The organism is Streptococcus sp. C300, from assembly GCF_000187645.1.
Lineage (GTDB): Bacteria > Bacillota > Bacilli > Lactobacillales > Streptococcaceae > Streptococcus > Streptococcus oralis_CQ.
In genome coordinates, this window is the sequence record NZ_GL732466.1 from 359,792 (window position 1) to 385,194 (window position 25,403).

Annotated in this window: 27 protein-coding genes and 1 pseudogene; 5 read left to right on the forward strand and 23 right to left on the reverse strand. The window is 40.8% G+C overall.

Annotated elements, in window-relative coordinates; translation table 11 throughout:
• From HMPREF0849_RS01755 to HMPREF0849_RS01845, 18 genes are all read right to left on the reverse strand, one after another.
• The coding region (locus HMPREF0849_RS01755; protein WP_000973825.1) for a PTS transporter subunit EIIC at positions 1-988 on the reverse strand (988 nt) is incomplete at its 3' end.
• 219 nt (positions 989-1,207) lie between these two features.
• Positions 1,208-2,134, reverse strand: coding sequence for a permease-like cell division protein FtsX (ftsX, locus tag HMPREF0849_RS01760; RefSeq protein ID WP_000625564.1), 927 nt, complete (start codon positions 2,132-2,134; stop codon positions 1,208-1,210).
• Entirely contained in the window at positions 2,127-2,819 is a 693-nt protein-coding gene (gene ftsE / locus HMPREF0849_RS01765) for a cell division ATP-binding protein FtsE (protein WP_000022275.1), read from the reverse strand. The genes ftsX and ftsE overlap by 8 nt, the downstream gene beginning before the upstream one ends.
• 17 nt (positions 2,820-2,836) lie before the next feature.
• Positions 2,837-3,932 (reverse strand): peptide chain release factor 2 gene (prfB, locus tag HMPREF0849_RS01770; RefSeq protein WP_156798266.1). Its coding sequence is split into 2 segments (ribosomal slippage): positions 2,837-3,859 and positions 3,861-3,932, totalling 1,095 coding nucleotides; the frame shifts between segments, so codons are not numbered across the junction.
• Positions 3,933-4,042: 110 nt separating this feature from the next.
• A complete protein-coding gene (locus tag HMPREF0849_RS01780; RefSeq protein WP_000268643.1) occupies positions 4,043-4,699 on the reverse strand; it encodes a CBS domain-containing protein in 657 nt (218 codons plus the stop codon).
• Positions 4,700-4,851: 152 nt separating this feature from the next.
• The gene (locus HMPREF0849_RS01785) at positions 4,852-6,279 is read right to left on the reverse strand and encodes a cytosine permease (RefSeq protein WP_000041468.1); all 1,428 of its coding nucleotides are present in this window, start codon (positions 6,277-6,279) and stop codon (positions 4,852-4,854) included.
• Between the two features lies 1 nt (position 6,280).
• Positions 6,281-6,466: a hypothetical protein gene (locus HMPREF0849_RS01790; RefSeq protein WP_000859102.1), complete on the reverse strand. Its 186-nt coding sequence runs from the start codon at positions 6,464-6,466 to the stop codon at positions 6,281-6,283.
• 1 nt (position 6,467) lies between these two features.
• A complete protein-coding gene (locus HMPREF0849_RS01795) occupies positions 6,468-8,246 on the reverse strand; it encodes a phosphotransferase (protein ID WP_000954675.1) in 1,779 nt (592 codons plus the stop codon).
• A gap of 409 nt (positions 8,247-8,655) precedes the next feature.
• Positions 8,656-9,366, reverse strand: coding sequence for an ABC transporter ATP-binding protein (locus tag HMPREF0849_RS01800; RefSeq protein WP_000062205.1), 711 nt, complete (start codon positions 9,364-9,366; stop codon positions 8,656-8,658).
• Positions 9,366-10,130, reverse strand: a complete 765-nt coding sequence (locus HMPREF0849_RS01805) for an ABC transporter ATP-binding protein (RefSeq protein WP_001186018.1) — start codon at positions 10,128-10,130, stop codon at positions 9,366-9,368. The genes HMPREF0849_RS01800 and HMPREF0849_RS01805 overlap by 1 nt, the downstream gene beginning before the upstream one ends.
• A complete protein-coding gene (locus HMPREF0849_RS01810; RefSeq protein WP_000856262.1) occupies positions 10,130-11,086 on the reverse strand; it encodes a branched-chain amino acid ABC transporter permease in 957 nt (318 codons plus the stop codon). The genes HMPREF0849_RS01805 and HMPREF0849_RS01810 overlap by 1 nt, the downstream gene beginning before the upstream one ends.
• Before the next feature lie 3 nt (positions 11,087-11,089).
• Positions 11,090-11,959 carry a branched-chain amino acid ABC transporter permease gene (locus HMPREF0849_RS01815; RefSeq protein WP_000941415.1) on the reverse strand — a complete coding sequence of 290 codons (870 nt, stop codon included), beginning with the start codon at positions 11,957-11,959 and terminating at the stop codon, positions 11,090-11,092.
• 119 nt (positions 11,960-12,078) lie between these two features.
• Positions 12,079-13,239: an ABC transporter substrate-binding protein gene (locus HMPREF0849_RS01820; RefSeq protein WP_000726133.1), complete on the reverse strand. Its 1,161-nt coding sequence runs from the start codon at positions 13,237-13,239 to the stop codon at positions 12,079-12,081.
• A gap of 88 nt (positions 13,240-13,327) precedes the next feature.
• On the reverse strand, positions 13,328-13,597 hold the full coding sequence (locus HMPREF0849_RS01825; protein ID WP_000462103.1) for a YlbG family protein: 270 nt from the start codon (positions 13,595-13,597) through the stop codon (positions 13,328-13,330).
• 78 nt (positions 13,598-13,675) lie between these two features.
• Positions 13,676-14,266: an ATP-dependent Clp protease proteolytic subunit ClpP gene (gene clpP / locus HMPREF0849_RS01830; protein WP_000613464.1), complete on the reverse strand. Its 591-nt coding sequence runs from the start codon at positions 14,264-14,266 to the stop codon at positions 13,676-13,678.
• A gap of 171 nt (positions 14,267-14,437) precedes the next feature.
• Positions 14,438-15,067, reverse strand: a complete 630-nt coding sequence (gene upp, locus HMPREF0849_RS01835) for a uracil phosphoribosyltransferase (RefSeq protein WP_000515974.1) — start codon at positions 15,065-15,067, stop codon at positions 14,438-14,440.
• An 88-nt stretch (positions 15,068-15,155) separates the two neighbouring features.
• Complete coding sequence (locus tag HMPREF0849_RS01840; RefSeq protein WP_000136992.1) at positions 15,156-15,623, reverse strand: deoxycytidylate deaminase; 468 nt, start codon at positions 15,621-15,623, stop codon at positions 15,156-15,158.
• Between the two features lie 18 nt (positions 15,624-15,641).
• A complete protein-coding gene (locus HMPREF0849_RS01845) occupies positions 15,642-16,199 on the reverse strand; it encodes a TetR/AcrR family transcriptional regulator (protein ID WP_000003897.1) in 558 nt (185 codons plus the stop codon).
• A 124-nt stretch (positions 16,200-16,323) separates the two neighbouring features.
• On the opposite strand from HMPREF0849_RS01845, the gene HMPREF0849_RS01850 reads away from it, so the two are divergent.
• Genes HMPREF0849_RS01850 through HMPREF0849_RS01860 form a run of 3 tightly spaced genes read left to right on the forward strand, consistent with a single transcriptional unit; the run spans position 16,324 to position 18,877 of the window.
• Positions 16,324-17,169, forward strand: a complete 846-nt coding sequence (locus HMPREF0849_RS01850) for a DegV family protein (protein ID WP_000219951.1) — start codon at positions 16,324-16,326, stop codon at positions 17,167-17,169.
• Between the two features lie 57 nt (positions 17,170-17,226).
• Positions 17,227-18,402: an NAD(P)/FAD-dependent oxidoreductase gene (locus HMPREF0849_RS01855; protein WP_033605346.1), complete on the forward strand. Its 1,176-nt coding sequence runs from the start codon at positions 17,227-17,229 to the stop codon at positions 18,400-18,402.
• A 19-nt stretch (positions 18,403-18,421) separates the two neighbouring features.
• Entirely contained in the window at positions 18,422-18,877 is a 456-nt protein-coding gene (locus tag HMPREF0849_RS01860; protein ID WP_009013516.1) for an 8-oxo-dGTP diphosphatase, read from the forward strand.
• Positions 18,878-18,905: 28 nt separating this feature from the next.
• On the opposite strand, the gene HMPREF0849_RS01865 is transcribed toward HMPREF0849_RS01860, so the two are convergent.
• Positions 18,906-19,646 carry a MerR family transcriptional regulator gene (locus HMPREF0849_RS01865; protein WP_000274800.1) on the reverse strand — a complete coding sequence of 247 codons (741 nt, stop codon included), beginning with the start codon at positions 19,644-19,646 and terminating at the stop codon, positions 18,906-18,908.
• 252 nt (positions 19,647-19,898) lie between these two features.
• On the opposite strand from HMPREF0849_RS01865, the gene HMPREF0849_RS01870 reads away from it, so the two are divergent.
• Complete coding sequence (locus HMPREF0849_RS01870) at positions 19,899-21,239, forward strand: sodium-dependent transporter (protein ID WP_009013517.1); 1,341 nt, start codon at positions 19,899-19,901, stop codon at positions 21,237-21,239.
• Between the two features lie 41 nt (positions 21,240-21,280).
• Here HMPREF0849_RS01870 and manA read toward each other — a convergent pair whose 3' ends face one another.
• The 3 genes and pseudogenes from manA to HMPREF0849_RS01885 form a co-directional block, all read right to left on the reverse strand.
• Positions 21,281-22,225 carry a mannose-6-phosphate isomerase, class I gene (gene manA / locus HMPREF0849_RS01875; protein WP_001294290.1) on the reverse strand — a complete coding sequence of 315 codons (945 nt, stop codon included), beginning with the start codon at positions 22,223-22,225 and terminating at the stop codon, positions 21,281-21,283.
• A 119-nt stretch (positions 22,226-22,344) separates the two neighbouring features.
• Positions 22,345-23,783, reverse strand: a pseudogene (locus HMPREF0849_RS01880) (6-phospho-beta-glucosidase).
• Positions 23,784-23,914: 131 nt separating this feature from the next.
• Positions 23,915-24,175, reverse strand: coding sequence for a SemiSWEET family transporter (locus tag HMPREF0849_RS01885; RefSeq protein WP_001291473.1), 261 nt, complete (start codon positions 24,173-24,175; stop codon positions 23,915-23,917).
• 326 nt (positions 24,176-24,501) lie between these two features.
• Here HMPREF0849_RS01885 and HMPREF0849_RS01890 point away from each other — a divergent pair, with 326 nt between their 5' ends.
• Complete coding sequence (locus HMPREF0849_RS01890; protein ID WP_000913393.1) at positions 24,502-24,846, forward strand: lipopolysaccharide assembly protein LapA domain-containing protein; 345 nt, start codon at positions 24,502-24,504, stop codon at positions 24,844-24,846.
• A 165-nt stretch (positions 24,847-25,011) separates the two neighbouring features.
• Here HMPREF0849_RS01890 and HMPREF0849_RS01895 read toward each other — a convergent pair whose 3' ends face one another.
• Positions 25,012-25,359, reverse strand: coding sequence for a VOC family protein (locus HMPREF0849_RS01895; protein ID WP_001052638.1), 348 nt, complete (start codon positions 25,357-25,359; stop codon positions 25,012-25,014).
• Between the last annotated feature and the right edge of the window lie 44 nt (positions 25,360-25,403).

Below are 25,403 nucleotides of genomic sequence, written 5' to 3' on the forward strand. Positions count from 1 at the left end.
TAGCAACGATGACACCCATCAAGATACCAAATGAACCGATCATTTGTCCAACTTTGAAACGAGCTGGAGTGACTGTTGTAAGAAGGTGTTGGTATTGGTCGGCATTTGAACCTTTAAGGTTAACAAGGTCCGTTACCCAAGCAAGCCAAAGTGGATCTTGACCAAATACTTGTGTTCCTTTTGCTGCACCGGTTAACACTTCGTATGTTCCACCAAGAGCTGTGTAGTTCATTGGGATTGTCAACATGTGGTGAAGACCGAATGGCAAGAGCAAACGTTCCAAAGTACCATACAAGAATGGTGCAAGGACTGGAGCAGTTTCTTGTGAGTTGGCAATCCAAATACCGAAGTTGTTGATACCTGTTTGAACTACTGGCCAAAAGGCAGCAAGTAGAATTGCAGCAATAGCTGAACGAAGAATAACGACGAATGGTACGAAACGTTTACCATTGAAGAATGAAAGGGCATCAGGAAGTTTACGGAAGTTGTAGTATTTGTTATAAGCTGTTGCTCCAACAAAACCAGAGATAATCCCTACGAAAACCCCCATGTTAAGCGCTGGTGCCTCAAGAACGCTGATAAAGTAGTCAGCAACCTTGATTGAATCACCAAAGAAGGTAGTAACCATTGCTTCAGGGTTTTTCAACATATCACCTGTAACACCAAAGATAGTACCTGTGATACGGTTAATCAAGATAAAGGCAAGTCCGGCTGCAAATGCACCACCTGCACGTTCTTTTGCCCAGCTTCCCCCAATAGCAAGGGCAAACAAGATATGAAGGTTACCGATAACCCCCCAACCAATTTGCTCAAGGATTCCACCTGTAATCACTAGAGGAGCAAGGTTTGGGTCGATCATCACGATTGATTTACCGATTGAGATCATCAATCCCGCCGCTGGCATAACGGCGATAACCACCATTAAAGCCTTACCGAATTTTTGCCAAAATTCGAAAGACAAGACATTTTTGAATGTAGCTTTCATCATTCAAATCTCCTTTATTTTATTTAGGCAAACGTTTTACGAAAACGTTTGCATTTGGTTATGTATTAATTATACCACTTTTATTTTTTTTGTAAAGGCTTTTATAAAAAAATTGTCTATTTTTTTTAATTTTTAAAAAAGAAAAAGAGAAGTTTACGAAAACTTCTCTTTTAAATATGTATTATTTTTCTGATTTGTACTGCAATTTGCATTTAAATCCAACTAGATCTTCAAGAATCGACGCATCGAAATTCCTGAACCAATTGAACCAATGAAAATTCCGATTAAAAATAATAGGACTGTCATCAGAGGGATAAACACATCTGGCGTAATCATTGACAAGTTTTGACCTACCAAGGATTTATTGACTGATTGATAAACCATATTGTAAACAAAGAATACAAGGACTGAAGGAATCGCTGCACCAAGCAAGCCAATAAAAGCACCTTCTAGCAAGAATGGACCACGGATATAGCCATTTTTCGCTCCTACAAGACGCATGATCTGAATCTCACGACTACGTGAAATAATAGTGATACGAATGGTATTGGAAATGAGGAAGACTGCGATGAAAATCAAGAGCCCTGCAATAACCAATCCCCAAACACGGATAAAGGAAGCTAGTTCGAAAAGTCGTTGAGTGTTGGCTCCACCATCTTGAACTTCTGATACTCCCTCAATTTTCTTAGCTTCTTCAGCTACAGTTTTAACATCACTCGGAGAATTTGTATCGACGATATAGGCATCATAGAGAGGGTTGGCATCCCCTTCAAAGACCTTCCAATCGTCACCCATTGTTTCCGTTAGTTTTTCGTACTGTTCTTCTTTACTTGAGAAGGTAACACTCTTAACAGCAGGTATAGCTTTCAAAGCATCATAGACCTTGTGGTAGTCATTATTGGTAACTGTCTGACCTTCTTTTACAATCGTCTCACTGTTATCAGCTACATCCTTACGAATGTAAACCATGACCCGAACGTTGTTTTCAATATCGGTAGCCAGTTTTGCTGTATTAAAAATTACAGATGCAAACAGGGCAACGAGGGTCAAGGTAATCATAACCGAACTTACTGCTGCTACTGTCATCCAGCCATTTCGTTTTAAACTTTTTAATGATTCAAATAAATGGCGAAAAAATCTACTAATCATCGTATCCATATTCTCCTTTAGCTTCGTCACGAACGACACGGCCATTTTCAATGGCAATGACACGGTGGCGCAAGGTATTTACAATCTGGCTATTGTGGGTTGCCATCAAGACAGTAGTACCTTGGAGATTGATGCGTTCCAACAGATTCATAATTTCCCATGAATTATCTGGGTCCAAGTTTCCTGTTGGCTCATCGGCAATCAATACCTTAGGATTGTTGACAATCGCGCGAGCAATCGCAATCCGTTGCTGCTCTCCACCTGAGAGTTCATTAGGGAAAGAGCGAACCTTATGTTTCAAACCAACCAGGTCCAATACTTCCATAACACGTTTTTTGATGTTGCGACGGCTCTCACCGATTACTTCCATTGCATAGGCAATATTCTCATAAACAGTCTTCTTAGGTAAGAGTTTGTAATCCTGAAAGACTACCCCGACACTACGACGTAGAAGCGGGACATCTTTCTTCTTAATTTTAACTAAATTAAAGCCTGCAACTGTTAGGCTTCCTTTTTCGATCTTTACTTCTCGGTATAAAGCTCGAATAAAGGTTGACTTACCTGCCCCAGAAGGTCCTACGATATAGGCAAACTCTCCTGGTTCAATGGTAACAGATACTCCACGCAGGGCAGTCGTTCCATTGTCATACTTTTTGACAACATCTCTCATTTCAATGATTGACATATGAGTTCCTTTCTATCTTAGCTGATTCGCCACTTGAGGTAGGCATCGATAAAACCATCAAGGTCTCCATCCATCACCTTATCTACCTGAGCAACTTCAAAGCTTGTACGGTGATCTTTTACCATAGTATAAGGCGTGAAAACATATGAACGGATTTGGCTTCCCCATGTGATTTCTTTTTTCTCACCTTTAAGGGAATCAACTTCCGCAGCTTTCTTTTCTTGCTCCATTTGATAGAGCTTAGTCTGCAACATCTTCATGGCACGATCTCTATTTCCATACTGGGTACGATCGACCGTTGATTGGACGACAGTTCCCGTAGGAATGTGTGTCAAACGCACACCTGTTGAAACCTTATTGACGTTCTGTCCACCAGCACCACCTGAACGGAAGGTATCCATTTTGATATCATCTTCACGAATCTCCACTTCGATGGTATCATCCAACTCAGGCATAACCTCTACGGATGTAAATGAAGTATGGCGACGTTTGGCAGAGTCAAATGGCGAAATACGGACCAAACGGTGAACACCCATTTCTGATTTAAGTAGGCCGTATGCATTGGGTCCTTCAAAAGACAAGGTCACAGATTTGATACCTGCTTCATCACCAGCCTGGTAATCCAAGACTTCTACTTTAAAGCCTTTGGCATTTCCATAACGAGTGTACATCCGGAGCAACATATCGCCCCAGTCCTGAGCCTCAGTACCACCAGATCCTGGATGGATTTCCAAAATAGCGTTATTATGGTCATAGGGTTCAGATAAAAGAAGGGTCATCTCGTAGCTGGTCATCATCTTATCCAGTTCTGTCAACTGTTCGACCAGTTCATCATGGACTGACTCGTCTTCTGCTAAAAAGTCCAATAAAATCTCAACTTCATCCTGCAACTCTTCCATTTTACGGAAGGTGTTGTAGGTGTTTTTTAATTCATTTAATTCTTGCGACGTTTTTTGGGCCGCGATATTATCGTTCCAAAAATCAGGTTCTGTCATCTTGTTTTCCAAGATGGCAATCTCTTCCTCTAAGCCTTCGAGGTCAAAGAGACCCCCTAAAAGAAGCTAATTTTTCACGATTTGCGTCAATTTTTTGACGAATTTCTGAAATGTCCATAGATACTCCTTTTCATATCGTTTTATTATACCATAATCTCTCATTTCTTTCCATATTTTGCTTTTCACCGCTTTTGATTGCAAAAGAAAAGAGGCTCTAAAGCCTCTTGTTTAAAGGACTTTAGCAGAGGTATGAGTGATCTCCTCCACTTGAATTCCTTCTTTTTCAAACTTATCCTTTAATGCAGTCAAATCGATTTTTCCATCAATTTGAACTTCGATGACGACCTTGCCATCCTTACGTGGAATGTTTACAGTATGGGAAATATTTAAATCCTCTTCTACAATTAAAGCTACAATTTTCCCCAGTACTCCGACTTCATTTTCTGTAATGAAACGAACACGAATCCCCTCTTCTCCGTATCCAGCGATTTCCAAGAAAGCCTGAAAAACATCGCGATCTGTAATGACACCGTAGACCTGATGATTGTCTACGACTGGTAATATCCCAATTTTATTTTTCAGCATCAGGTAGGTCGCATCTTCTAGACTGGCATAGCCAGAAACAGTCACGACATCTCGAATCATTACATCTTTTACTTTGGTTTTATTCAGAAGATAATTCATCTCATAGATAGAGAGACTGGTTGCTTTAGATGGGCTGGCTTCCGCAATGGTTCCTTCTGTTACCAATCCGACTAATTGATCGTTTTCGATAACAGGTAAACGGTGCAAACCTTGCTCGCGCATCAAATCTGCTGCGTGTGCTACAGTCGTATCTGGACTGATATAAACTACCTTACGGGTCATGAAATCTTTAACTGCCATGAGACTTCTCCTTCTATATTGCTACTTTTATTATACACTTTCTTAGAAAATCTATCAAACGCTTTCATCTCTTTTTCAAGATTTTGAATAATCTGAGAAATTTGCATAAAATGCCAGTATAAATTAAGAGGGAACCGTATTCCCCTCTCTTCTTAAATCGTAACAGTGTCTCGATCTTTTATCATATAACGTTTCAGTGGGCTAAGACTGGCTAGCCAATATAGTAGACCGCCAAATAGCGCAGTAAATCCGCTACCCGTTGTGATTAAAAAGATTGGACTTTGAATTTGTGCAGTTACAGGGTTGTAAACAAATAGTACCGCTACCAATAAGGAGATAAATACGCAAGACAAGCCAACTAAGTTAAATCCTTTAGTAAATTCGTAGGCGTCATGCCCTTCAAGGAAATAGGCTGAACGCAAGTCGAGTTTTCGTTTTCTTAAGATAAAATAATCGACAACAATCATACCAATAATTGGCCCCTGAATATAGGCGGCTAGGGAGATGAAGGATCCGAAATACTCTTCTACTCCTCCCCAGATAGTGAGTAGACTCACGTAAACCATGGCAATCCAAACCATTAGTTTATAGCTTACTTTGGGCATCCCACTTTTGACAATCATACAGTTCACGTATGATCCTGTCCCCTGGGTTCCAATATTGGCAAAGGCTACTAGTAGTAGACTTAAGAGGGCAAAGGCCGGGGTGCTTAGAGTTGATAGCATGGTTGTTGGATCACTTTCATAAACACCTGTTTTGACAAACATGGCTAGAGCCATGACTCCACCTGTCGCAACGAAGAATGGAGCCACAACTCCGTATGATAAGGCTGTAGCCCAATAACCACTGCGTTCTGATTTTGCTAAACGCGGTAACACCAATGCCTGTGTAGACCAAGAAAAGGCAAAGGCAACATTTCCTTCTCCAGAGAGCATGAAGCGTTCTAATGGCGTCAAATCTCCTTGAGTGGCTGGTTGGATATTCATAATATCCGTTATAGGAACGGCGACAAAGCAGATTCCAACGATAATCAGACCGACAATCAATAAGGCGATAACCAAAAAGCGATTGGTCCATTTAATCACTTCCGGGCCTCCAAGAGCAATGAGAGTCCCAAGAAGAACACAGAGGGTACCAAGAATAGGCGCCCATATTCCCTTGTCCAAACCAAGACCAAAATTATTTGCCAAATGGATCATGGAACTGGCAAAAAGATTGGCCGCAACAGCATACCATCCAAAGTTAGCCAAGCTAATAATGGTTGATAACAGGGCTACACCTCTTTTTCCTAGAACAGCTCTCAACCAAATCCACAAATCAATTCCATACTTAACCGCAAACAAAATAGGGAGACATTCAATAAAAACCCAGATAATGTTAAAGCTAAAAATATTTATCAACATTTGATTAAAGGTCAAATATTGAGCTACATAAGCCCCTTGGGTATAACACCAAGTAGCAATGGCAAAACCACTTGTCGATAGAAAGAGATCCCAGAAAGAATACTGACGATCCTTATTGGTCATGGGAACAATTCCGGTTATGGTTTCTTGTTGGATATAGTCATTCATTTTAGACATGTTATTGAATTCCTCCCGTCATTGCTAAGATAATCAAAATAAGGTTGATTAGGACTATGGAGATGATTAAAATGAAATCACTTTTTAGGAAGGGTTGAACAAACTCGTAGTTTGGCGACTCCATTTCTTCCAATCTTCTCTTTGTTTCAGTTGCTACTAATTCTTCAATTTCAGATGTCGTTTTCATCTTAGTTTTCCTCCAAATACAAATCAAGAGCTAGTTGTCCATATTGTTTGGTATAGCGATACCAGATGTAGAGAAATTCACCAACTGGTTTTCCGACACTCTCCTGGAACAAAGCCCATAAGAACCAATAATATGAGGTTACTGCTACATAAGCCAAATAGTGACGTTTGGTTTTCTTATCTGGTACTTCTTGCAAATACAATTCCAGTACTTTTTCAGCATCCTCTACGGTATAATTGGAACACGCGATAAAGGTGCCCAAATCTCCTGCTGGCTCTCCCATTCCAGAATATTCCCAATCAATCAAGCTCATTTCGCCTGCTTCATTCAACAAGAAATTAGGACTATAGGAATCTCCATGACAAAGGACAACCTGTTTGAGATCATTCTGTAAATAACTTTTGAGAAGTGAAACAGTTTCATCCAATTCCTCGAGGCCATCAAATTCAAATCGATTTCTAGCCTTCAATTTTTCTCTAAAATCATCGATTCCTTCAAATTGGTCAAAGGAATGTTCCGTTTTTTCTCCAGATTGGTGTAACCGTCTCAAGAGGTCCATTGCTTGTGCCACATCATCCCAATTATCATAATCCAGTTGCTTAGCATTGGGAATAAATTCTGAAATTTTCCAGCCCTCATCCTTGTTCATGGCTACGAAGGTACGGTCAATCTTTAATTTTGCAGCAATTTCCATAGAAGCTGCTTCACTAGCTCGGTCGATATAATTTTCCGTTCCCCTGCCCGGATGACGGTAAACATATCTTTTTCCTAGACAGTCAAATGAAAATGATGTGTTGGTTAACCCATCTTTTAGAGGTTTGATATTGACAATATCTGAAGCCACACACTTTAATGTCTTACAGATATTATCGATAATAGCTGAGTCTGCATTTACCAAATAACGTTCATCAAATTGACGGAGTTCATCTAGTGAATCAAATTCTTTAACAATATCCGCTGAATAGTGACGAGCTTCTAAAAGGAGTTCCTTGACATGCCGACTATAATAATCCTCCCAAAGCTGTTCCCGATAAGGTTCGTGCTTAAACTCGGTTTCTAAAATTTCCTTGAATTTCTCGCTAAATGCACGGTCAAAATAAACGTGCCCCACCATGGCCCAAGTATTTTCTCCACCAATCTGGATATCAATGATGGTGTGATTCGAATCCTCTATAGCACAATATTCGTCCGTTTGACCTTCTGCAAATACCGTCGAGTAGTAACCCCTATAAATATATTGCTCAAAAGGATTTTCCACAAAATAATTATCCGATGAACAAATATACGTGTTGGAAAGTTGATCTTTAACCAACATAAGAGATGAACAGTTATTATATTTGTAGTAATCATTATTTACTACAATTTTTACACCAAACTTCTCTGCAAGATAGAACATTTTTTCTTGAAGATAGCCTACAATAACGGTTATATCTTCTATTCCCGCTTCTTGCAGTTGTCTGATTTCCCTCTCTATCAAGCGTTCCCCCTTGACTTGAAGTAATCCTTTAGGAATCTCATAAGACAAAGGAGCAAAACGACTACTCATGCCAGCAGCCATTATAATGGCATTTTTTACTCGATAGGGTTCTAAAACTTTCTGGTCTAGTTCAGTTAAGTGAAGTTCCTCATCAACCCACTTCTCTTCTTTTAGTTTTTTCAATAATGTGTTAATTGTCCCTAAAGATAGGTCTAACTCTTCAGCTAACTGTCTCTGAGTAAAGGTCTTTTCTTTATGTATCAACATAAAACGCAAAAGTTTAAATTGTTTTTCTGTTAGCATTCTTAGTCCTCCTGTTCAATTTTTTCTTACTCATATTATAATATGAACAAAAATGACTGTCAATTCAAATAGGGAAACAATGAGTAAAAATTAAGACCTTCTTCCCTTTCCTCAAAAAACATATAAATAAAAGAGCTCCTTAATCTGGAGCCCTGAAATATTTTATATTTTTGATAAGTAGTCGTATTAGGTTTCGCTTGATTGCAATCCTTATCCGCCGACTAAAAAGGTCACCCAGACTATAGAGGGATTACGTGCGCAATCTCCATCCACAACCTAAACTAGTCTCTCAGACTAGAGGAGAATTGCTTATGCAATCCTTATCCTCCGACTAAAAAGGTCCCCCGGACTATAGAGAGATTGCTTGCGCAATCCTTATCTACCGACTAAAAAGGTCCCCGGGACCTTTTTAGCCACCTAGATATGCTTTTCTGACTTCATCTGATGCTGCGAGTTCTTTTCCTGTTCCTGATAGGACGATCTTGCCTGTTTCAAGTACATAACCTCGGTCAGAGATAGCAAGGGCCTTGTTAGCGTTCTGTTCAATTAGGAGAACCGTTGTTCCTTGCTTCTGAATATCTTGAATGATATCGAAAATTTCTTGGATAAAGATCGGGGCAAGTCCCATTGACGGCTCATCCAAGAGAAGGAGCTTAGGTGTAGACATGAGAGCGCGTCCCATAGCCAGCATCTGCTGTTCACCACCTGAAAGAGTTGCCGCATCTTGGTTTTTACGCTCTTCAAGACGTGGGAAGCGTGAGAAAACTTTTTTCAAGTTAGCTTGATTTTCTTCACGATTTTTCTTTAAAAAGGCTCCCATTTCCAAGTTTTCCATAACAGTCAAGCCTGGAAAAACATGGCGTCCCTCAGGGACTTGTGAAAGGCCACTTGCCACGATTTTTTGCGCAGGCAACTTTTGAATTTCTTTTCCCAAAAACTCAATTTTACCAGCACTTGGACGAACCAAACCTGAAAGGGTACGAAGAATGGTTGTTTTACCGGCACCATTGGCACCGATAAGGGAAACAACTTCACCTTCATTAACCTCGAAACTTACATCACGAACTGCTTGGATCATACCGTAATGCACAGAGAGGTTTTCAACTTTTAACATAGACATCAGGCTTCACCTCCTAGATAAGCTTCGATAACGCGTTTGTTGTTCTTGATCTCATCCGGAGTCCCATGAGCGATCAACCGACCATATTCAAGAACATAGATACGCTCAGTGACTTCCATAACCAAATTCATGTCATGTTCAATCAGCATGATGGTAATTTTAAATTCATCTTTGATACGACGGATCAATTCTGTCAATTCAGCTGTTTCTTGTGGATTCATACCAGCTGCAGGTTCGTCCAAAAAGAGAATCTTGGGTTCGGTTGCCAGAGCACGAACGATTTCTAATCGACGTTGTTGACCATAGGCCAGATTCTTGGCAAGAGTATTTGCGTCACTATCCAAATCAAAAATCTTCAACAAGTCCAAAGCTTTGCTTTTTAATTCTTCCTCGTTCTTATAAAAAGCTGGTAGACGTAGAAAGCTCGCAAGGACATGTTGTTTATGATGATTGCTAAACGCAATCAAAACATTTTCCAAAACTGTCAAGTCCTTGAACAAACGAATATTTTGGAAAGTACGACTGAGACCAAGGGAAGCGATTTTGTAGGGAGTTTTCCCATTTAGGAGGTGGCCATCTAGTGTCACAGTACCTTCGCTTGGTTCATAAACGCCGGTCAGAAGATTGAAAAGGGTTGTTTTACCAGCCCCGTTTGGTCCAATCAGACCAACTAACTCTCCCTCGTTCAATTCAAGAGTGACATCTCCAACAGCTGTTAGACCGCCAAAATGTTTAGTTAACTGTTTAACTTCAAGTAGTGCCATTAGTTTTGTCCCTCCTTCTTCGATTTTTTAAAGAAACGCGATAGACTCAATTCCCATGTCCCAAGAAGTCCACCTGGTCTGAAAATCATAACCAATACAAGAGCCAAGGCGTAGATGATCATACGTACGCTAGCTACATCTTGAAGGAGCATATTTAAAATTCCTAAAACAATCGCTGAAACGATGGTACCAGTAATCGATCCGAGTCCACCAAATACAACGATAATCAACACGTTGATGGAATTAATAAAGGTGTAATCTTTTGGAACAACAGATCCGATAAAACCGGCCTGAAGTGAACCAGCAATACTAGCTGTAATAGCTCCAAAGACAAAAGCGATAATCTTGATCTTTGTAGTGTTTACCCCAACGGATTCTGCAGCAATCTCATCCTCACGAACAGATAGAGTAGAGCGTCCAATTGGACTACGTAGGAAGTTGAGAGTTGCAATAGTTGTGATCACCACAAATAGATAAACCATTTGCCAGTTGGTAAAGTTTGGAATACCCAAGATACCAGCAGCACCATTGGTCAAACTTCCACCATTAATGATAAAGATACGAATGATTTCTGAAACACCCAGTGTCGCAACAGCCAGGTAGTCACCCTTCAAACGAAGCGTTGGAATCCCAACGAGCAAAGCAACTGCACCAGAAATCAAAGCGCCCAAGACCATCGCTCCAAAGAAGGCACCATAGGTTGGTGATTTTGAACCAATAATCGCTGCTGCATAAGCCCCAATCGCCATAAAACCTGCATGACCGAGTGAGAATTGTCCTGAAAAACCAACGATTAAGTTCAAACCTACTGCAAGGATGATATTAATTCCAATTTGTTCTAAAATTTGGACATGGAATAGATTGAGAACACCAGCAGAAACCAGTACACTAATCAATCCATAACCCGCTAACAGAAGGAATAACCAGAGAATATTTACTTTAAGATTTGTCTTCATTGTTTACACCTTCTCTTTCACATTCTTACCAAGGATACCTGCAGGTCGAACAATCAGAATCAAAAGCAAGATTCCATATACGATAGCATCACGGAAATCAGACATACCGAAGGCAGTAGCAAATGTTTCCAACAAGCCGATCACAAATCCCCCTAGAGCTGCACCAGGAATAATCCCGATACCACCCAGTACGGCCGCAACGAATGATTTTAGACCTGGAGTCACACCCATCAAAGGTTCAAGAGAGTTGTAGTAAAGGGCAATGAGGACACCTGCTGCACCAGCAAGGGCTGAACCCAAAGCAAAGGTAAAGCTGATTGTACGGTTTACATTAATTCCCATCAATTGAGCTGCGTCACTATCAACTGATACCGCACGCATGGCTTTCCCCATTTTTGTTTTTTGGACGATCAATTGCAATAAAACCATCAAGAGTACAGAAACTGCTAAAATCATCAATTGAACATTTGTCAAACTAATTGGTCCCAAGTCAAAGCGGACTGTTTCAATTGCTTGAGGGAAGGCACGAGTATTGGCGCCTACTAGATAAACCATTCCGTATTCCAGTAGGAAAGACACTCCGATGGCAGTAATCAATACAGCAATACGTGTAGAGTGTCGTAAAGGACGGTAGGCAAGAAACTCGATCACAACACCAAGTAGTGCGGTTCCTACCATTGAAATAATTAAAGCTAAAAAGAAATCCATTTGGAAAGAATTAATCAAAAAGTAACCAATAAAGGCACCCATCATGTAAATATCGCCATGGGCGAAGTTGATGAGTTTGATAATTCCATAAACCATGGTATAACCCAGAGCTAACAGTGCATAAACACTACCCAGAATTAGACCATTCACAAGTTGTTGGAGCATAGCATTCACTCTTTTCTATCCTTATTTTTTAGAAAATTTCATTATTTTCACAAGTTCATAAACACTGAAACAGGGAGTGAGTCAAAGGCTCATTCCCCATTTCAATTACTATTCTAATGTTATGGTTTTACAACTTCTGCTTCTTCAACTTTACCATTGTTCATGGTCATCATGTAAGCAGTTTTCACTGTATTGTGGTCAGCATCAAAGCTTGTTTGACCAGTTACACCATCAAAATCTTTGGTTTTAGCAAGGTTGTCCTTGATTTCACCTGAGTTTTTAGCACCTTTTGCAGCATTTGCTACTAGGTAAACTGAGTCATAGGCTAAAGCTGAGAATGTTGAAGGCTCTTCGTTGTATTTAGCACGGTATGCTTCAAGGAAAGCTTTAGCTTTTGCAGAAACATCAACGGTAGTTGAGAATCCTGAGATGAAGTAAATGTTTGATGCTCTTTCAGCAGTTGCTTGTTGAACAAATTCTTCACCATTAAATCCATCACCACCAACGATTGGTTTATCAATTCCCATACCACGTGCTTGGTTTACAATTTTACCAGCTTCTGTGTAGTAACCTGGAACAACGATAGCATCAAACTCTTTCCCTTTCATTTTAGTAAGGGCTGCTTGGAAGTCAGTATCACCTGCTACAAACGTTTCATCTGCTACAATCTCACCCTTATAGGATTCGCGGAAAGATTTAGCAATACCTTTAGCATAGTCACTAGCATTGTCAGTATAAAGAACAACCTTCTTAGCATTCAATTTATTTGTTACATAGTTAGAAATAATCTTCCCTTGGAAGCTATCTTGGAATGTTCCGATAAATAGGTAATCTTGACCTTTAGTCAAACCGTCTTGAGTAGCGCTTGGTGAAATCAATGGCACTCCAGCTTTAGTAGCGTTAGCTACAGCTGCAGCAGTTGCACCAGATGTCGCCGGTCCTACAATAGCTGCTACTTTTGATTGGGTAACAAGGTTTGTTGTAACAGAAGCTGCTTCAGCAGTTTCTGACTTGTTGTCTTTGTCTACAACTTCGATTTGTTTCCCATCAATTCCACCTGCAGCATTGATTTCGTCTACGGCAAGTTGGGCACCTTTTTGTTCAGCTGTACCGTAAGCTGCCACAGCACCTGTCTCTTCAAAGTTAAAACCGATTTTAATTGTTTTTTCGTCTACTGGATTTCCAGTTGTGTTTGACGCTCCTGACTTGACCTCTCCACAGGCAGCAAGAAGAGCCACACTAGCAAGAGCCACAAAAGATAGGGCAAATTTTTTCTTCATTTTTAATCTCCTTATAGTTGTTTCAAAAATTGTATGTTAAGAATATACCGAATTATCAGAAAATTGTCAATGTATTTGTTCAACTTTTTTAAATGATAACGTTTTCTTCAGTCCGATAGAGATTCCCAACGAAGGGAGTTTCTAGCTCTTGAATATGGCAACGTCTAATTTTCTTGATATATTTTTCCTTACCTAATCTCTCAACTAAGTCATCTAGCTCCTCAGTTGAAACATAGAGTTGCAAGTAACGATGTTTTTTAGAGTGGTAACAGATATCACCGTATTCCTGAATTTTTTTTGCATCTCGATTATAGTAGAGATAGATGATTAATCCTGATCGATTTGTTTTTTCAAACATGAGGAATCCTCTTTCTAAGAAATCTTCTCCTATTATATCAAAAAAAGCAAACTCCGTCGAGTTTGCTTTCTAGGTTGTTCAGCTTAACGAATTATTGGCCATGATTTCATCAATAAAGCCATATTCAAGTGTTTCTTGGGCACTCATCCAGTAATCACGTTCAGCGTCAGCATGAATTTGCTCAACTGATTTACCAGAGTTATCTGCAAGGATTTTTTCCAATGTCTTACGGGTTTTAAGCAAGTGTTCTGCAGCAATTGCCATATCTGTCTGTTGGGTACCACCACCGGTTCCACCCATTGGTTGGTGAATCATGTATTCTGCATTTGGAAGCATGAAGCGTTTGCCTTTTGCTCCACTTGATGCAATAACAGTCCCCATAGATGCAGCCATTCCCATCACGATGGTTTGGACATCAGCCTTGATAAAGTTCATGGTATCAACGATTGCCAAACCAGCTGACACAGAGCCTCCAGGTGTGTTGACATAAAGGTAAATATCTTTTGTGCTGTCTTGGGCATCCAAGAAGAGCAACTGGGCAATAACAGAGTTAGCCATATTGTCTTCGACTGGACCTGTTAGCATGATGATGCGGTCTTTCAAAAGACGGGAGTAAATATCATATGAACGTTCTCCACGGCTTGTTTGTTCAATAACTACAGGAATCATTCATTTCTCCTTTTATGTTGAATTTTCTTAGTCTTACGACTCAATACAAAACTATTATATCTTTTTGGTCAAAAAAGGTCAAATTTTTGCTCTATTCTCTAAACAGAAACAAAAACTCAACCTCCTTTCAAGTCAAAAACGAACTTCTAATTTCAGTATTTACTTGCTATCTTATTTGGTACCGAACAAGCGGTCTCCAGCATCTCCAAGACCTGGAACGATATAACCGTGTTCGTTCAAGCGTTCATCCAAGGCTGCTGTAAAAATTTCTACATCTGGGTGTGCTTCTTGAAGAGCTTTCACTCCTTCTGGAGCAGATACTAGGCAGACAAACTTGATATTTGAAGCGCCACGTTTTTTAAGGGAATCTACTGCCAAGATTGCTGAACCACCTGTTGCCAACATTGGATCAACGACAAAGATTTGACGTTGGTCAATATCCTCAGGCAATTTCACCAAGTATTCAACTGGTTGAAGGGTTTCTTCATCACGGTACATACCGATATGACCAACTTTGGCTGCTGGAACCAAGCTCAAGAGGCCATCTACCATCCCGATACCTGCGCGCAAGATTGGGACAATCGCCAATTTTTTCCCAGCCAATTGTTTTTGAACGGTCTTTGTGATAGGTGTTTCGATTTCCACATCTTCAAGTGGAAGATCACGAAGTACTTCATATCCCATCAACATTGCAATCTCATCTACTAGCTCACGAAAAGCTTTTGTAGAAGTGTCTGTACGACGCAAGATTGACAATTTGTGTTGAATGAGTGGATGATTAATGACTTCAATTTTTCCCATTTTCTGAGTTCCTTCTTTCAATTTATTCTTCTTATTATATCAAAAAACGGTTTAAAAAGCTGTCTAAACCATTTATTTTTATTAATTTTTAAATCAAATCTGCCTCTTGGAGAGCTGTCTGAACAGTCTCGAATGGTAAATGGGTTAACTCGGTGCCTTTTTCTTGATAAAGGTACTGGGCATAGTCATCCATTCGGTACTGGTTGATATAAACCACGCGCTTGCAACCAACTTGTAGCAGTTGTTTGGTGCAGTTCAGACAAGGGAAATGTGTCACATAGGCTGTAAATCCTCTGGGGACCCCTCGTTCAGCTCCTTGCAAGATGGCATTAACCTCGGCGTGAAGGGTTCGGACACAGTGACCTTCAATGACCAGACATTCGTGGTCAATACAGTGCTCCGTTCCTGATACGGAACCATTATAGCCAGTTGAAATGACTTTATTATCCTTAACGAGGACAGCTCCCACCTTGGCACGTTTGCAGGTCGAACGATTGGCAATCAGTAAAGCCTGGGCTGCAAAGTACTCATCCCAAGCCAGTCTTTTTTCTGTCATAAGTCTTCTCCTTATCCTCTACTTTTTGAAAAATGGCAAGCGTAAATCTGCAATCTTTTCAGCCGGAACCTTCATGCCATCCTTGATCCATTTGAGCAGAACCGATACGATGGCAGAACTCCAAAAGGAATGAAGGTAGCTGCTGACACCTTTTGATTTTCCGTGGTATTTTTCCAAAAATTCCTGCATGGCTTGGACGAAAATCTTTTCCAAGTGGTAGTCCAGAGCAAGTTGGATAACCTTAGCTTCTTTCTTGGCTGCGCGGAAAAGGTGTACCCAGACTAGATAAAGGTCTGTTTTGACATCGTAGTGGCTCAACTGTTCCATAATGTTATGGACACTGCGTTTAAAAACACTTTCCAAAATCTCTTCTTTGGAGTCATAGTTACGATAGAAGGCAGCACGAGAGACGCCCGCCCGTTTGACCAGCTCCGAAATACTGATCTTGGCCAAGTCTTTTTTCTCTAGAAGTTGCAAAAGAGCCGTCTCGATTGCTTCTCTGGTTAAAAAATTGGATTCTTGATTTGATTTTCTGAGATTTTCAAGAGATTTTTCAGATATTTTACGTTCAGACATAACAATTTCTTTCTACTTGTGACAACAGAGAGGTGGTACTTTTGTTTCAAGGGCTTTCATGATATAATTGTAAAAAAAGACAGAACCTTTGTCAATGTATAAGTGACAAAGATGGAGAATTTCTATGACTTGGAAGATTGTAGCTGACTCTGGTTGTGATTATCGTCAACTGGCAACTCCTGCTATTGATACTGAATTTGTTAGTGTTCCTTTAACCATTCAAGTAGCTGATCAGGTCTTTATCGATGATGCCAATCTTGACATTGACCACATGATGGAAACCATGTATGTGACTTCTGAGGCTTCAAAATCAGCTTGTCCTAGCCCTGATGATTACTTACGTGCATTTGAAGGTGCTAAGCATATCTTTGTCGTTACCATTACTGGTACTCTTTCAGGTAGCCATAATAGTGCACAGCTCGCTAAGAATATCTATCTTGAAGAACATCCTGACACTCAGATTCATGTGATCGATACATTGTCTGCAGGTGGTGAGGTTGACTTGATTGTCGAGAAAATCAATAGTTTGATTGATCAAGGACTTTCTTATGAGGAAATTGTTGAAGCGATTACAGCCTACCAAGAAAAAACGAAGTTGCTCTTTGTCCTCGCTAAGGTTGATAACTTGGTAAAAAATGGCCGTTTGAGTAAGCTTATCGGTACAGTTGTCGGTCTTCTCAACATCCGTATGGTTGGGGAAGCAAGTGAAACTGGAACCCTAGAACTACTCCAAAAAGCGCGTGGACCAAAAAAATCCCTTCAAGCAGCCTATGAAGAACTCATCAAGGCTGGCTACGCTGGTGGCCGTATCGTCATGGCTCATCGCAGCAATGAAAAATTCTGTCAGCAATTGTCAGAACGCTTGCTGGAAACCTTCCCGCAAGCGGATATCAAAATCATCCCTACGTCTGGTCTCTGCAGTTTCTATGCAGAAGATGGCGGTTTGTTGATGGGATATGAAATTAACTAAGATTATGAGCAACAAGAGATGCCAAGCATCTCTTGTTTTTTGTGGTACAATAGAGCTATGAAACATTTTGATACTATTGTCATCGGTGGTGGACCTGCTGGCATGATGGCTACCATTTCCAGTAGCTTTTATGGTCAGAAAACTCTTCTCATCGAAAAAAATCGCAAACTTGGAAAAAAATTAGCTGGAACGGGTGGTGGTCGTTGTAATGTAACCAACAATGGAACCTTAGATGACCTAATGGCTGGAATTCCTGGTAACGGGCGCTTTTTATACAGTGTCTTTTCCCAGTTTGATAACCACGATATCATCAACTTTTTTACGGAAAATGGTGTTAAACTTAAGGTCGAGGACCACGGACGCGTCTTTCCTGCTAGTGATAAGTCTCGGACTATTATCAAGACACTAGAAAAGAAAATCACTGAGCTCGGTGGTCAAGTTGCTACTCAAACAGAAATTGTTTCGGTTAAAAAGATAGACGACCAGTTTGTCCTTAAGTCCGCAGACCAAACCTTCACTTGTGAAAAACTCATTGTCACAACTGGTGGTAAATCCTATCCTTCTACTGGTTCGACTGGTTTTGGACATGAGATTGCCCGCCATTTTAAGCATACCATTACTGAGCTTGAAGCCGCTGAAAGTCCTTTGTTGACTGATTTTCCACACAAAGCGCTTCAAGGGATTTCACTAGACGATGTGACCTTAAGCTATGGTAAGCATGTCATCACTCACGATCTGCTCTTTACCCACTTTGGTTTGTCGGGCCCTGCTGCCTTGCGTATGTCTAGTTTTGTCAAGGGCGGGGAGGTTCTCTCGCTAGATGTTTTGCCCCAACTTTCTGAGAAGGACTTGATTACATTTCTAGAAGAAAATCGGGAAAAATCCTTGAAGAATACTTTAAGAACCTTGCTTCCAGAACGCTTGGCAGAATTTTTGGTGCAAGGCTATCCTGATAAAGTCAAACAACTGACTGAAAAGGAACGCGAACAACTTCTCCAGTCCATCAAAGCCCTCAAAATCCCTGTGACTGGCAAAATGTCTCTTGCCAAATCCTTTGTCACCAAAGGCGGTGTCAGTCTTAAGGAAATCAATCCTAAAACCCTTGAAAGTAAGCTCGTTCCTGGCCTCCACTTTGCTGGCGAGGTACTGGATATCAATGCCCACACGGGTGGCTTTAACATTACTTCTGCCCTCTGCACCGGCTGGGTGGCAGGAAGTCTGCATTATGATTAAAAATCAAAGGTAGTGAAGAATGAATAGAAGAGAAACAGTTGAATTTGTCAATATGTGTATGATTCAAAATGGAGACAAGGTCCTGGTCCAAGACCGAGTTAATCCTGACTGGCCTGGTATTACTTTTCCTGGCGGTCATGTTGAACATGGCGAATCCTTTGTCGATGCTGTCATTCGTGAAGTGAAAGAAGAAACTGGTCTGACCATTTCCAAACCCCAACTCTGTGGTATCAAAAACTGGTACGATGACAAGGATTATCGTTATGTAGTCCTCTTTTACAAAACAGAACACTTTTCTGGTGAACTCCAGTCTTCAGACGAAGGGAAAGTTTGGTGGGAGAACTTTGAAAATCTTTCTCATCTAAAACTTGCTACTGATGATATGTCTGATATGCTTCGTGTTTTTTTAGAAGAGAATCTCAGTGAATTCTTTTACTACAAAGACGGTGACGACTGGCTTTATGACTTGAAGTAAAAAATAGGCTAGGAAATTCCTAGCCTATTTATTCTGCATTTGTCTGAACGTAAGCAGCAATGACATCTGATGTGTATTGAGCTGTACCAGGTCCAAACTTGTCAATGTTTTCCTTAAACTCTGGGTTGTAGACGTAGCCTTTACCAATATGACCGAAGACTTCAATAGAGCAGTCAAATCCATAAGTACGAATAGCTTGCAAGAGTTTAGCTGCTTCTTCTTGGTTTTCGGTTGCTGTTGCAGCTAGTCCATTTTTAAGGTTTTGAGCTAAAGCTTGAAAGACTTGGTTAAAGGCGGCAGCAGCCTCATCTTCGCGACCTTTTTGGCGTTCAAGCGCTTGGCCCATGACTTCTTGACCATACTTCTCTACCGCTTCTTGGTGGTATTTTTGATTGTCTTGATAGCTAAATCCAGTGAATTTTTCCTCAATCGTCATTTTTCTTTCTCCTTTTTGTTCTTGAATGGTTTTTTGCAAGGTGGAAATCAAGGTATCCAGATGTTGCCTTTCTTGGGTCAAATAGTCCAACTGCCTGGTCAAATGAGGCAATAAATCTGTCCTTTCTTCCTTTAACAGCTCTGCTATTTTTTCTAAAGAAAAGCCTAGATATTTGTAGTACAGAATGACCTGAAGTCGTTCCAAATCCTCCTGACTATAGGTTCGATAGCCGTTTTCCGACTTTAAGGGAACCAAGAGCCCTATCTTATCGTAGTGATGCAGGGTCTTAACAGAGACACTTGAAAGCTGCGCAGCTTCTTTTATATGGTACATGATTTCCTCCTTACAAGGATAGTATAACCCTTCCCCTTAGGTCAGAGTCAAGCGTTTTTGCGAAAAATTTTTAACTTTTTGAGAAAGGTGTGAAAACTTGAAAATGGTTTTCTTGACAGACCTTTGAAAACATGATAGGATAGTCAAGTCTATCAATCAAACAGAAGGCTCATAGAGAGCCATTGAGAGAGGGCTATTTGACAACTCAAGTAGCCTTTTCTTATTTTGAAAAAGGAGATCGGAGTTTCAACTATGTCAGAAAAATCGCAATGGGGCTCGAAACTAGGCTTTATCCTAGCATCTGCTGGTTCAGCTATCGGACTTGGAGCCGTTTGGAAGTTCCCCTACATGACTGCTGCTAATGGTGGGGGAGGCTTTTTACTAGTCTTTCTCATTTCCACTATTTTAATCGGCTTCCCGCTCCTGCTGGCTGAGTTTGCCCTTGGCCGTAGTGCTGGCGTTTCCGCTATCAAAACCTTTGGAAAACTAGGCAAGAATAACAAGTACAACTTTATCGGTTGGATTGGTGCCTTTGCCCTCTTTATCCTCCTCTCCTTTTACAGTGTTATCGGAGGATGGATTTTAGTCTATCTGGGTATTGAGTTTGGGAAATTATTCCAGCTTGGCGGTACGGGTGATTATGCTCAGTTATTTACTTCAATCATTTCAAATCCAGCCATTGCCCTTGGCGCACAGGCTGCCTTTATCTTATTGAATATCTTTATTGTATCACGTGGAGTTCAAAAAGGGATTGAAAGAGCCTCGAAAGTCATGATGCCCCTGCTCTTTATCATCTTTGTCGTGATTATTGGGCGCTCGCTCAGCTTGCCAAATGCCATGGACGGCGTTCTCTACTTCCTCAAACCAGACTTCTCAAAACTAACTAGCGCTGGTCTCCTCTATGCTCTGGGACAATCTTTCTTTGCCCTCTCACTAGGGGTGACAGCTATGCTGACCTATGCATCCTACTTGGACAAGAAAACCAATCTGGTCCAGTCAGGTATTTCCATCGTAGCCATGAATATCTCGGTATCCATCATGGCAGGTCTAGCCATTTTCCCAGCCATGTCAGTCTTCAATATCCAGTCTGAAGGGGGACCAAGCCTGCTCTTTATCGTCTTGCCTCAACTCTTTGACAAGATGCCTTTTGGAACCATTTTCTACATCCTTTTCCTCTTACTTTTCCTCTTTGCAACGGTTACTTCTTCTGTCGTGATGCTGGAGATCAATGTGGGCAATATCACCAACCAGGACAACAGCAAACGTGCTAAATGGAGTGCTATGTTAGGGATTTTAACCTTTATCCTCGGGATTCCTTCAGCCCTATCTTACGGTGTTATGTCGGATGTTCACATCTTTGGGAAGACCTTCTTTGATGCTATGGATTTCTTGGTTTCCAATCTCCTCATGCCATTTGGAGCCCTCTGCCTGTCACTTTTTACAGGCTACATCTTTAAGAAGGCTCATGCTAAGGAGGAACTCCATCTTGATGAAAGAGCATGGAAACAAGGACTTTTCCAAGTCTGGCTTTTCCTCCTTCGTTTCATCATTCCTATTATCATCATTGTGGTTTTTATCGCCCAATTTATGTAATCAAAAAGGACTTGAGTAGTAAACTCAGGCCCTTTCTTTTTTTATGGATGGCTAACAATCAATTCCAAACCTTGCCCTTCCAAGGTCCAAGCTTCAACATCACTTGGTAGGATAAAGTGGCTCCCTTTTTGGATTGGATAATTTTTTCCTTCAACAGTCAGTTGACCTTGGCCAGATAAGACGCTGAACAGGCTATAGTCAGCTGTCTTTTCGAAGTCAACTTTTCCAGTAATTTCCCACTTGTAAACGGCGAAGAAGTCATTGGATACAAGGAGAGTGGAACGCAAATCATCAGCTTTGACAGTTACTGGACGGCTATTAGCAGGCTCACCAATGTTCAAAACATCGATGGATTTTTCAAGGTGAAGTTCACGCAAGTTGCCCTTGTCATCCTTACGGTCAAAGTCATAGACACGGTAGGTGGTATCGCTAGACTGCTGGGTTTCAAGAATCAAGATACCCGCCCCAATAGCGTGCATGGTACCACTTGGTACATAGAAGAAATCTCCAGCTTTAACTGGTACTTTTGTCAGCAAGGCATCCCAGTTCTTGTCCTCAATTTGCTGGCGGAGTTCTTCTTTTGATTTGGCATTGTGACCGTAGATAATCTCTGAACCTTCATCCGCAGCGATGATGTACCAGCACTCTGTTTTTCCGAGTTCGCCTTCATGTTCTAGACCATAGGCATCGTCTGGGTGAACTTGGACACTGAGCCAGTCGTTGGCATCCAGAATCTTGGTCAAGAGTGGAAATACAGGTTCTGGACGGTTGCCAAACAATTCACGGTGTACTGCATACAAAGTAGCTAGGTCTGTTCCCTCGTAGTGCCCATTAGCGACCTTTGAAACTCCATTTGGGTGGGCTGAAATAGCCCAGTATTCTCCGATTTTTTCACTTGGGATATCGTAGCCAAACTCATCACGTAGCTTGGTTCCACCCCAGATTTTTTCTTGCATAACTGATTGTAAAAATAATGGTTCTGACATCTTATTCTCCTGTCTGTTTTTCTCACCTCATTATAGCAAAAAGCCAGGTCTAATTGAACTCTTTTTCACACATTATAAAGTAGGGAGAAGATTTTATAAAAATAGTGAACAAATGTGCTCTACTTAATACTTGCACCATTGCTGGCAATGACATCCTTGTACCAGTAGAATGATTTCTTCTTGCCCCGTTTGAGACTTCCTTGACCTGCATTATCACGATCCACATAGATAAAACCATAGCGCTTGTTCATCTCGCCTGTTCCAGCTGAAACCAGATCTATACAACCCCAAGTCGTATAACCAAGCAATTCAACGCCATCTTGGTAAATAGCATCTCGCATAGCCTTGATGTGGGCTTCTAGATAAGCAATCCGATAGTCATCTGCTACATAGCCATTTTCATCCGGCGTGTCCATAGCACCGAGTCCATTTTCTACAATGAACATAGGCTTTTGATAACGATCCCAGATGGCATTGAGGGTGATTCGAAGTCCCAGTGGGTCAATCTGCCACCCCCATTCTGAGGATTCCAGATAGGGATTTTTGATAGAGGCAAAGACATTTCCAGCTGTCAGATCCGTCATTCTGGATCGCCTGAAGCCACTCGGCTCGCATAATAAGAGAAGGAAACAAAGTAAACAGTGTGATTCTTTAACAAGTCTAAATCTTCTGTCGTCATTTCAATTTCTATCCCCTCACGCTCCCACTGCTTCTTGGCATAGTTTGGGTATTCCCCACGCGCTTGGACATCAATAAAGAAGTAACTCTTGCGGTCTTGCTCCATAGCTGCCCAGTAGTCTCTCGGATGGGCAGTGTTAGGATAATATTGCCCTGCTGCCAACATACATCCCACCTTGTTTTCTGGATCAATTTCGTGAGCAATTTTAGTCGCCATAGCCGAGGCTACTAACTCATGGTGGGCTGCTTGGTATTTGACCTGATCTTGATTTTCTCCTTCTTCAAAACAAATCCCAGCTCCTAAAAAGGGGGCATGCAGAATCATATTGATTTCGTTGAAGGTGAGCCAGTACTTGACCAAGCCCTTGTAACGGGTAAAGAGGGTGCGACAAAGATTTGCGTAAAAGTCCAACATGCGACGATTGCGCCAACCTCCGTACTCCCTGATTAAGTGCATGGGGCAATCGAAATGCGTGATGGTCACCAGTGGCTCGATCCCATGCTTGTGGCACTCCTTAAACAAATCCTCATAAAAGGCTAGACCAGCTTCATTTGGCTCTGCTTCATCTCCCTTAGGAAAAATCCGAGTCCAAGCGATGGAAAGTCGATAGGTTTTAAATCCCATTTCTGCAAAAAGCGCAATATCTTCCTTGTAATGATGGTACATATCAATGGCTTCCTTTGCTGGGTAAAAATAGCCCTCCTCAAAAGAAAACATCTTTTTCTGACCTGTAATAATGGCCTCACGATCTGGACCAATCGGTACCACATCCACGTTCGCCAACCCACGACCGTCTAAATTATAAGCACCCTCACATTGATTAGCAGCCGTAGCACCACCCCAGAGGAAGCCCTCTGGAAATTGTAGTATTTTTGTCATCACTTTACCTCGATTGATTTATTACTTCTATTATACTAAAAAGGAGGCAAAAAGTTTTGAACTCTCTGGATGATGATAGCACTAAACTTACTTTTATATATACGAAGAAAAGACTGAAACCAGTCTTATTTTTAAATCAAAGCTGTGATAGCCGTTACTAGACCAAAAACGATACCCGGTGCATTGGCAGCTGCAAGTGGAATATCTCTTTCCTTTTTGAAAAGACCGTAGTAAACCCAAAGACTACAGTTAATGGCTGCGACTAAGGGTTGGATGAAGTTGCCTTTTTGACCAGCCAAGTTGTTCATGATTTGTGGGAAGTAAGACACATACATCATAACAGACATGAAGGTCGCTACCCAACCCAAAATTTTCATTTGTTTTTCAGACATTTTCAAATCCTCTTTCATCATTATGAATCATATTTTATAATCTTTTTTTCAAAACAATCAAGACTTTGAAGCTTTTGTTATGAAGATGTAAACTATCACAATCTTGTGATAAGAAAGAGGGAACAGAAAAAAGACCGGATTGCTCCGTTCTGTTTACTCAATCAAATATTAGAAAATGAATACTCCTTTTCAATGAATCGATTGATTGATGGTAAATAAGCCGTTAGAAATTATTGACAGTATCGAAATTTTCTAGTAAAATGAATTTTGTTAATACCTAAATGGTGTGTAGTTTTCTATCAACATAGTCAGGAGAAAAGGAACTTATGCTAAAAAAATTTAATGAATTGTCACTGAAAGATAAGGCTTATCTAATTGGCGGTTTGAGCTTATTAGTCATTGTGATCTCATTTGGTCTACTCAATCGTCAAACAGTAACTGTCAGTCTTGTCTTTACACAACTATCTGCTCCCTTGATTTTGGTGATTTTTACTTGTCTAGTAATCGGGATCATTGCTGGTAGTGCTATTGGTATTAGCTATCACCATAACAAGACTCAAGATCTGAGAAGCCGCATTGCTGAAGCAGAAGCGACTATCAATATAAAAGACAGGGAGCTTGTCCAGTACGAGGAACAGGTGCAACAATTAAAACAGGAAGCCAAACAATAAGTGTAGAAATCATAACCACCCGTGAAAACGGGTGGTTTTTTGTCTCGCACCTAACGGAGCGAGACGGACTGAAAGTCGCATAAATACAAAAAAGATCGAATTGCTCCGATCTTTTTAAGTTTCACTCCAAGAATGTTTAGATAAAAAATTTGATAATAGAATTACCTACTTCATACGATAAAAATCAATCACTAGACCAGCAGGCCCTTTAACTAATAAGGACTCTGTTCCCCAATCGGTTACAGTTGGTCCGTTTAAAACCTGGATACCAAGTTCTTTCAACCGTTGGTAATTCTGGTCTACATCCTCAACCTCGATATGAAGAATGATTCCTGACTGAAAATCTTCCAAAGGAATCAAATGATTTTGGGACAACATGAGACAGTGACTGCCAATCGTAAACTGAGCAAAACTGTCATCAACATAATCGGGCTTTTTATCCAAAATACGCTCCAAGTCAGCACAGACTTGGGGAACATCTGAAACGATAATATCTAATTGATTTAAATTCATTTACTATCCTCCAGAAAAAGACCGGATTGCTCCGATCTTTTTAA

Coding starts and splice junctions, on each gene's coding strand:
- manA (WP_001294290.1), bottom strand. CDS start 22,225: ATGTCAGAACCATTATTTTTACAATCAGTTATGCAAGAAAAAATCTGG.
- upp (WP_000515974.1), bottom strand. CDS start 15,067: ATGGGAAAAATTGAAGTCATTAATCATCCACTCATTCAACACAAATTG.
- HMPREF0849_RS01895 (WP_001052638.1), bottom strand. CDS start 25,359: ATGAATTTAAATCAATTAGATATTATCGTTTCAGATGTTCCCCAAGTC.
- HMPREF0849_RS01855 (WP_033605346.1), top strand. CDS start 17,227: ATGAAACATTTTGATACTATTGTCATCGGTGGTGGACCTGCTGGCATG.
- HMPREF0849_RS01865 (WP_000274800.1), bottom strand. CDS start 19,646: ATGTACCATATAAAAGAAGCTGCGCAGCTTTCAAGTGTCTCTGTTAAG.
- HMPREF0849_RS01890 (WP_000913393.1), top strand. CDS start 24,502: ATGCTAAAAAAATTTAATGAATTGTCACTGAAAGATAAGGCTTATCTA.
- ftsE (WP_000022275.1), bottom strand. CDS start 2,819: ATGTCAATCATTGAAATGAGAGATGTTGTCAAAAAGTATGACAATGGA.
- HMPREF0849_RS01820 (WP_000726133.1), bottom strand. CDS start 13,239: ATGAAGAAAAAATTTGCCCTATCTTTTGTGGCTCTTGCTAGTGTGGCT.
- HMPREF0849_RS01795 (WP_000954675.1), bottom strand. CDS start 8,246: ATGCTAACAGAAAAACAATTTAAACTTTTGCGTTTTATGTTGATACAT.
- HMPREF0849_RS01805 (WP_001186018.1), bottom strand. CDS start 10,130: ATGGCACTACTTGAAGTTAAACAGTTAACTAAACATTTTGGCGGTCTA.
- HMPREF0849_RS01870 (WP_009013517.1), top strand. CDS start 19,899: ATGTCAGAAAAATCGCAATGGGGCTCGAAACTAGGCTTTATCCTAGCA.
- HMPREF0849_RS01860 (WP_009013516.1), top strand. CDS start 18,422: ATGAATAGAAGAGAAACAGTTGAATTTGTCAATATGTGTATGATTCAA.
- HMPREF0849_RS01790 (WP_000859102.1), bottom strand. CDS start 6,466: ATGAAAACGACATCTGAAATTGAAGAATTAGTAGCAACTGAAACAAAG.
- HMPREF0849_RS01815 (WP_000941415.1), bottom strand. CDS start 11,959: ATGCTCCAACAACTTGTGAATGGTCTAATTCTGGGTAGTGTTTATGCA.
- HMPREF0849_RS01850 (WP_000219951.1), top strand. CDS start 16,324: ATGACTTGGAAGATTGTAGCTGACTCTGGTTGTGATTATCGTCAACTG.
- HMPREF0849_RS01780 (WP_000268643.1), bottom strand. CDS start 4,699: ATGGCAGTTAAAGATTTCATGACCCGTAAGGTAGTTTATATCAGTCCA.
- ftsX (WP_000625564.1), bottom strand. CDS start 2,134: ATGATTAGTAGATTTTTTCGCCATTTATTTGAATCATTAAAAAGTTTA.
- HMPREF0849_RS01840 (WP_000136992.1), bottom strand. CDS start 15,623: ATGACAGAAAAAAGACTGGCTTGGGATGAGTACTTTGCAGCCCAGGCT.
- HMPREF0849_RS01885 (WP_001291473.1), bottom strand. CDS start 24,175: ATGTCTGAAAAACAAATGAAAATTTTGGGTTGGGTAGCGACCTTCATG.
- HMPREF0849_RS01785 (WP_000041468.1), bottom strand. CDS start 6,279: ATGTCTAAAATGAATGACTATATCCAACAAGAAACCATAACCGGAATT.
- HMPREF0849_RS01800 (WP_000062205.1), bottom strand. CDS start 9,366: ATGTCTATGTTAAAAGTTGAAAACCTCTCTGTGCATTACGGTATGATC.
- HMPREF0849_RS01810 (WP_000856262.1), bottom strand. CDS start 11,086: ATGAAGACAAATCTTAAAGTAAATATTCTCTGGTTATTCCTTCTGTTA.
- HMPREF0849_RS01845 (WP_000003897.1), bottom strand. CDS start 16,199: ATGTCTGAACGTAAAATATCTGAAAAATCTCTTGAAAATCTCAGAAAA.
- HMPREF0849_RS01825 (WP_000462103.1), bottom strand. CDS start 13,597: ATGTTTGAAAAAACAAATCGATCAGGATTAATCATCTATCTCTACTAT.
- clpP (WP_000613464.1), bottom strand. CDS start 14,266: ATGATTCCTGTAGTTATTGAACAAACAAGCCGTGGAGAACGTTCATAT.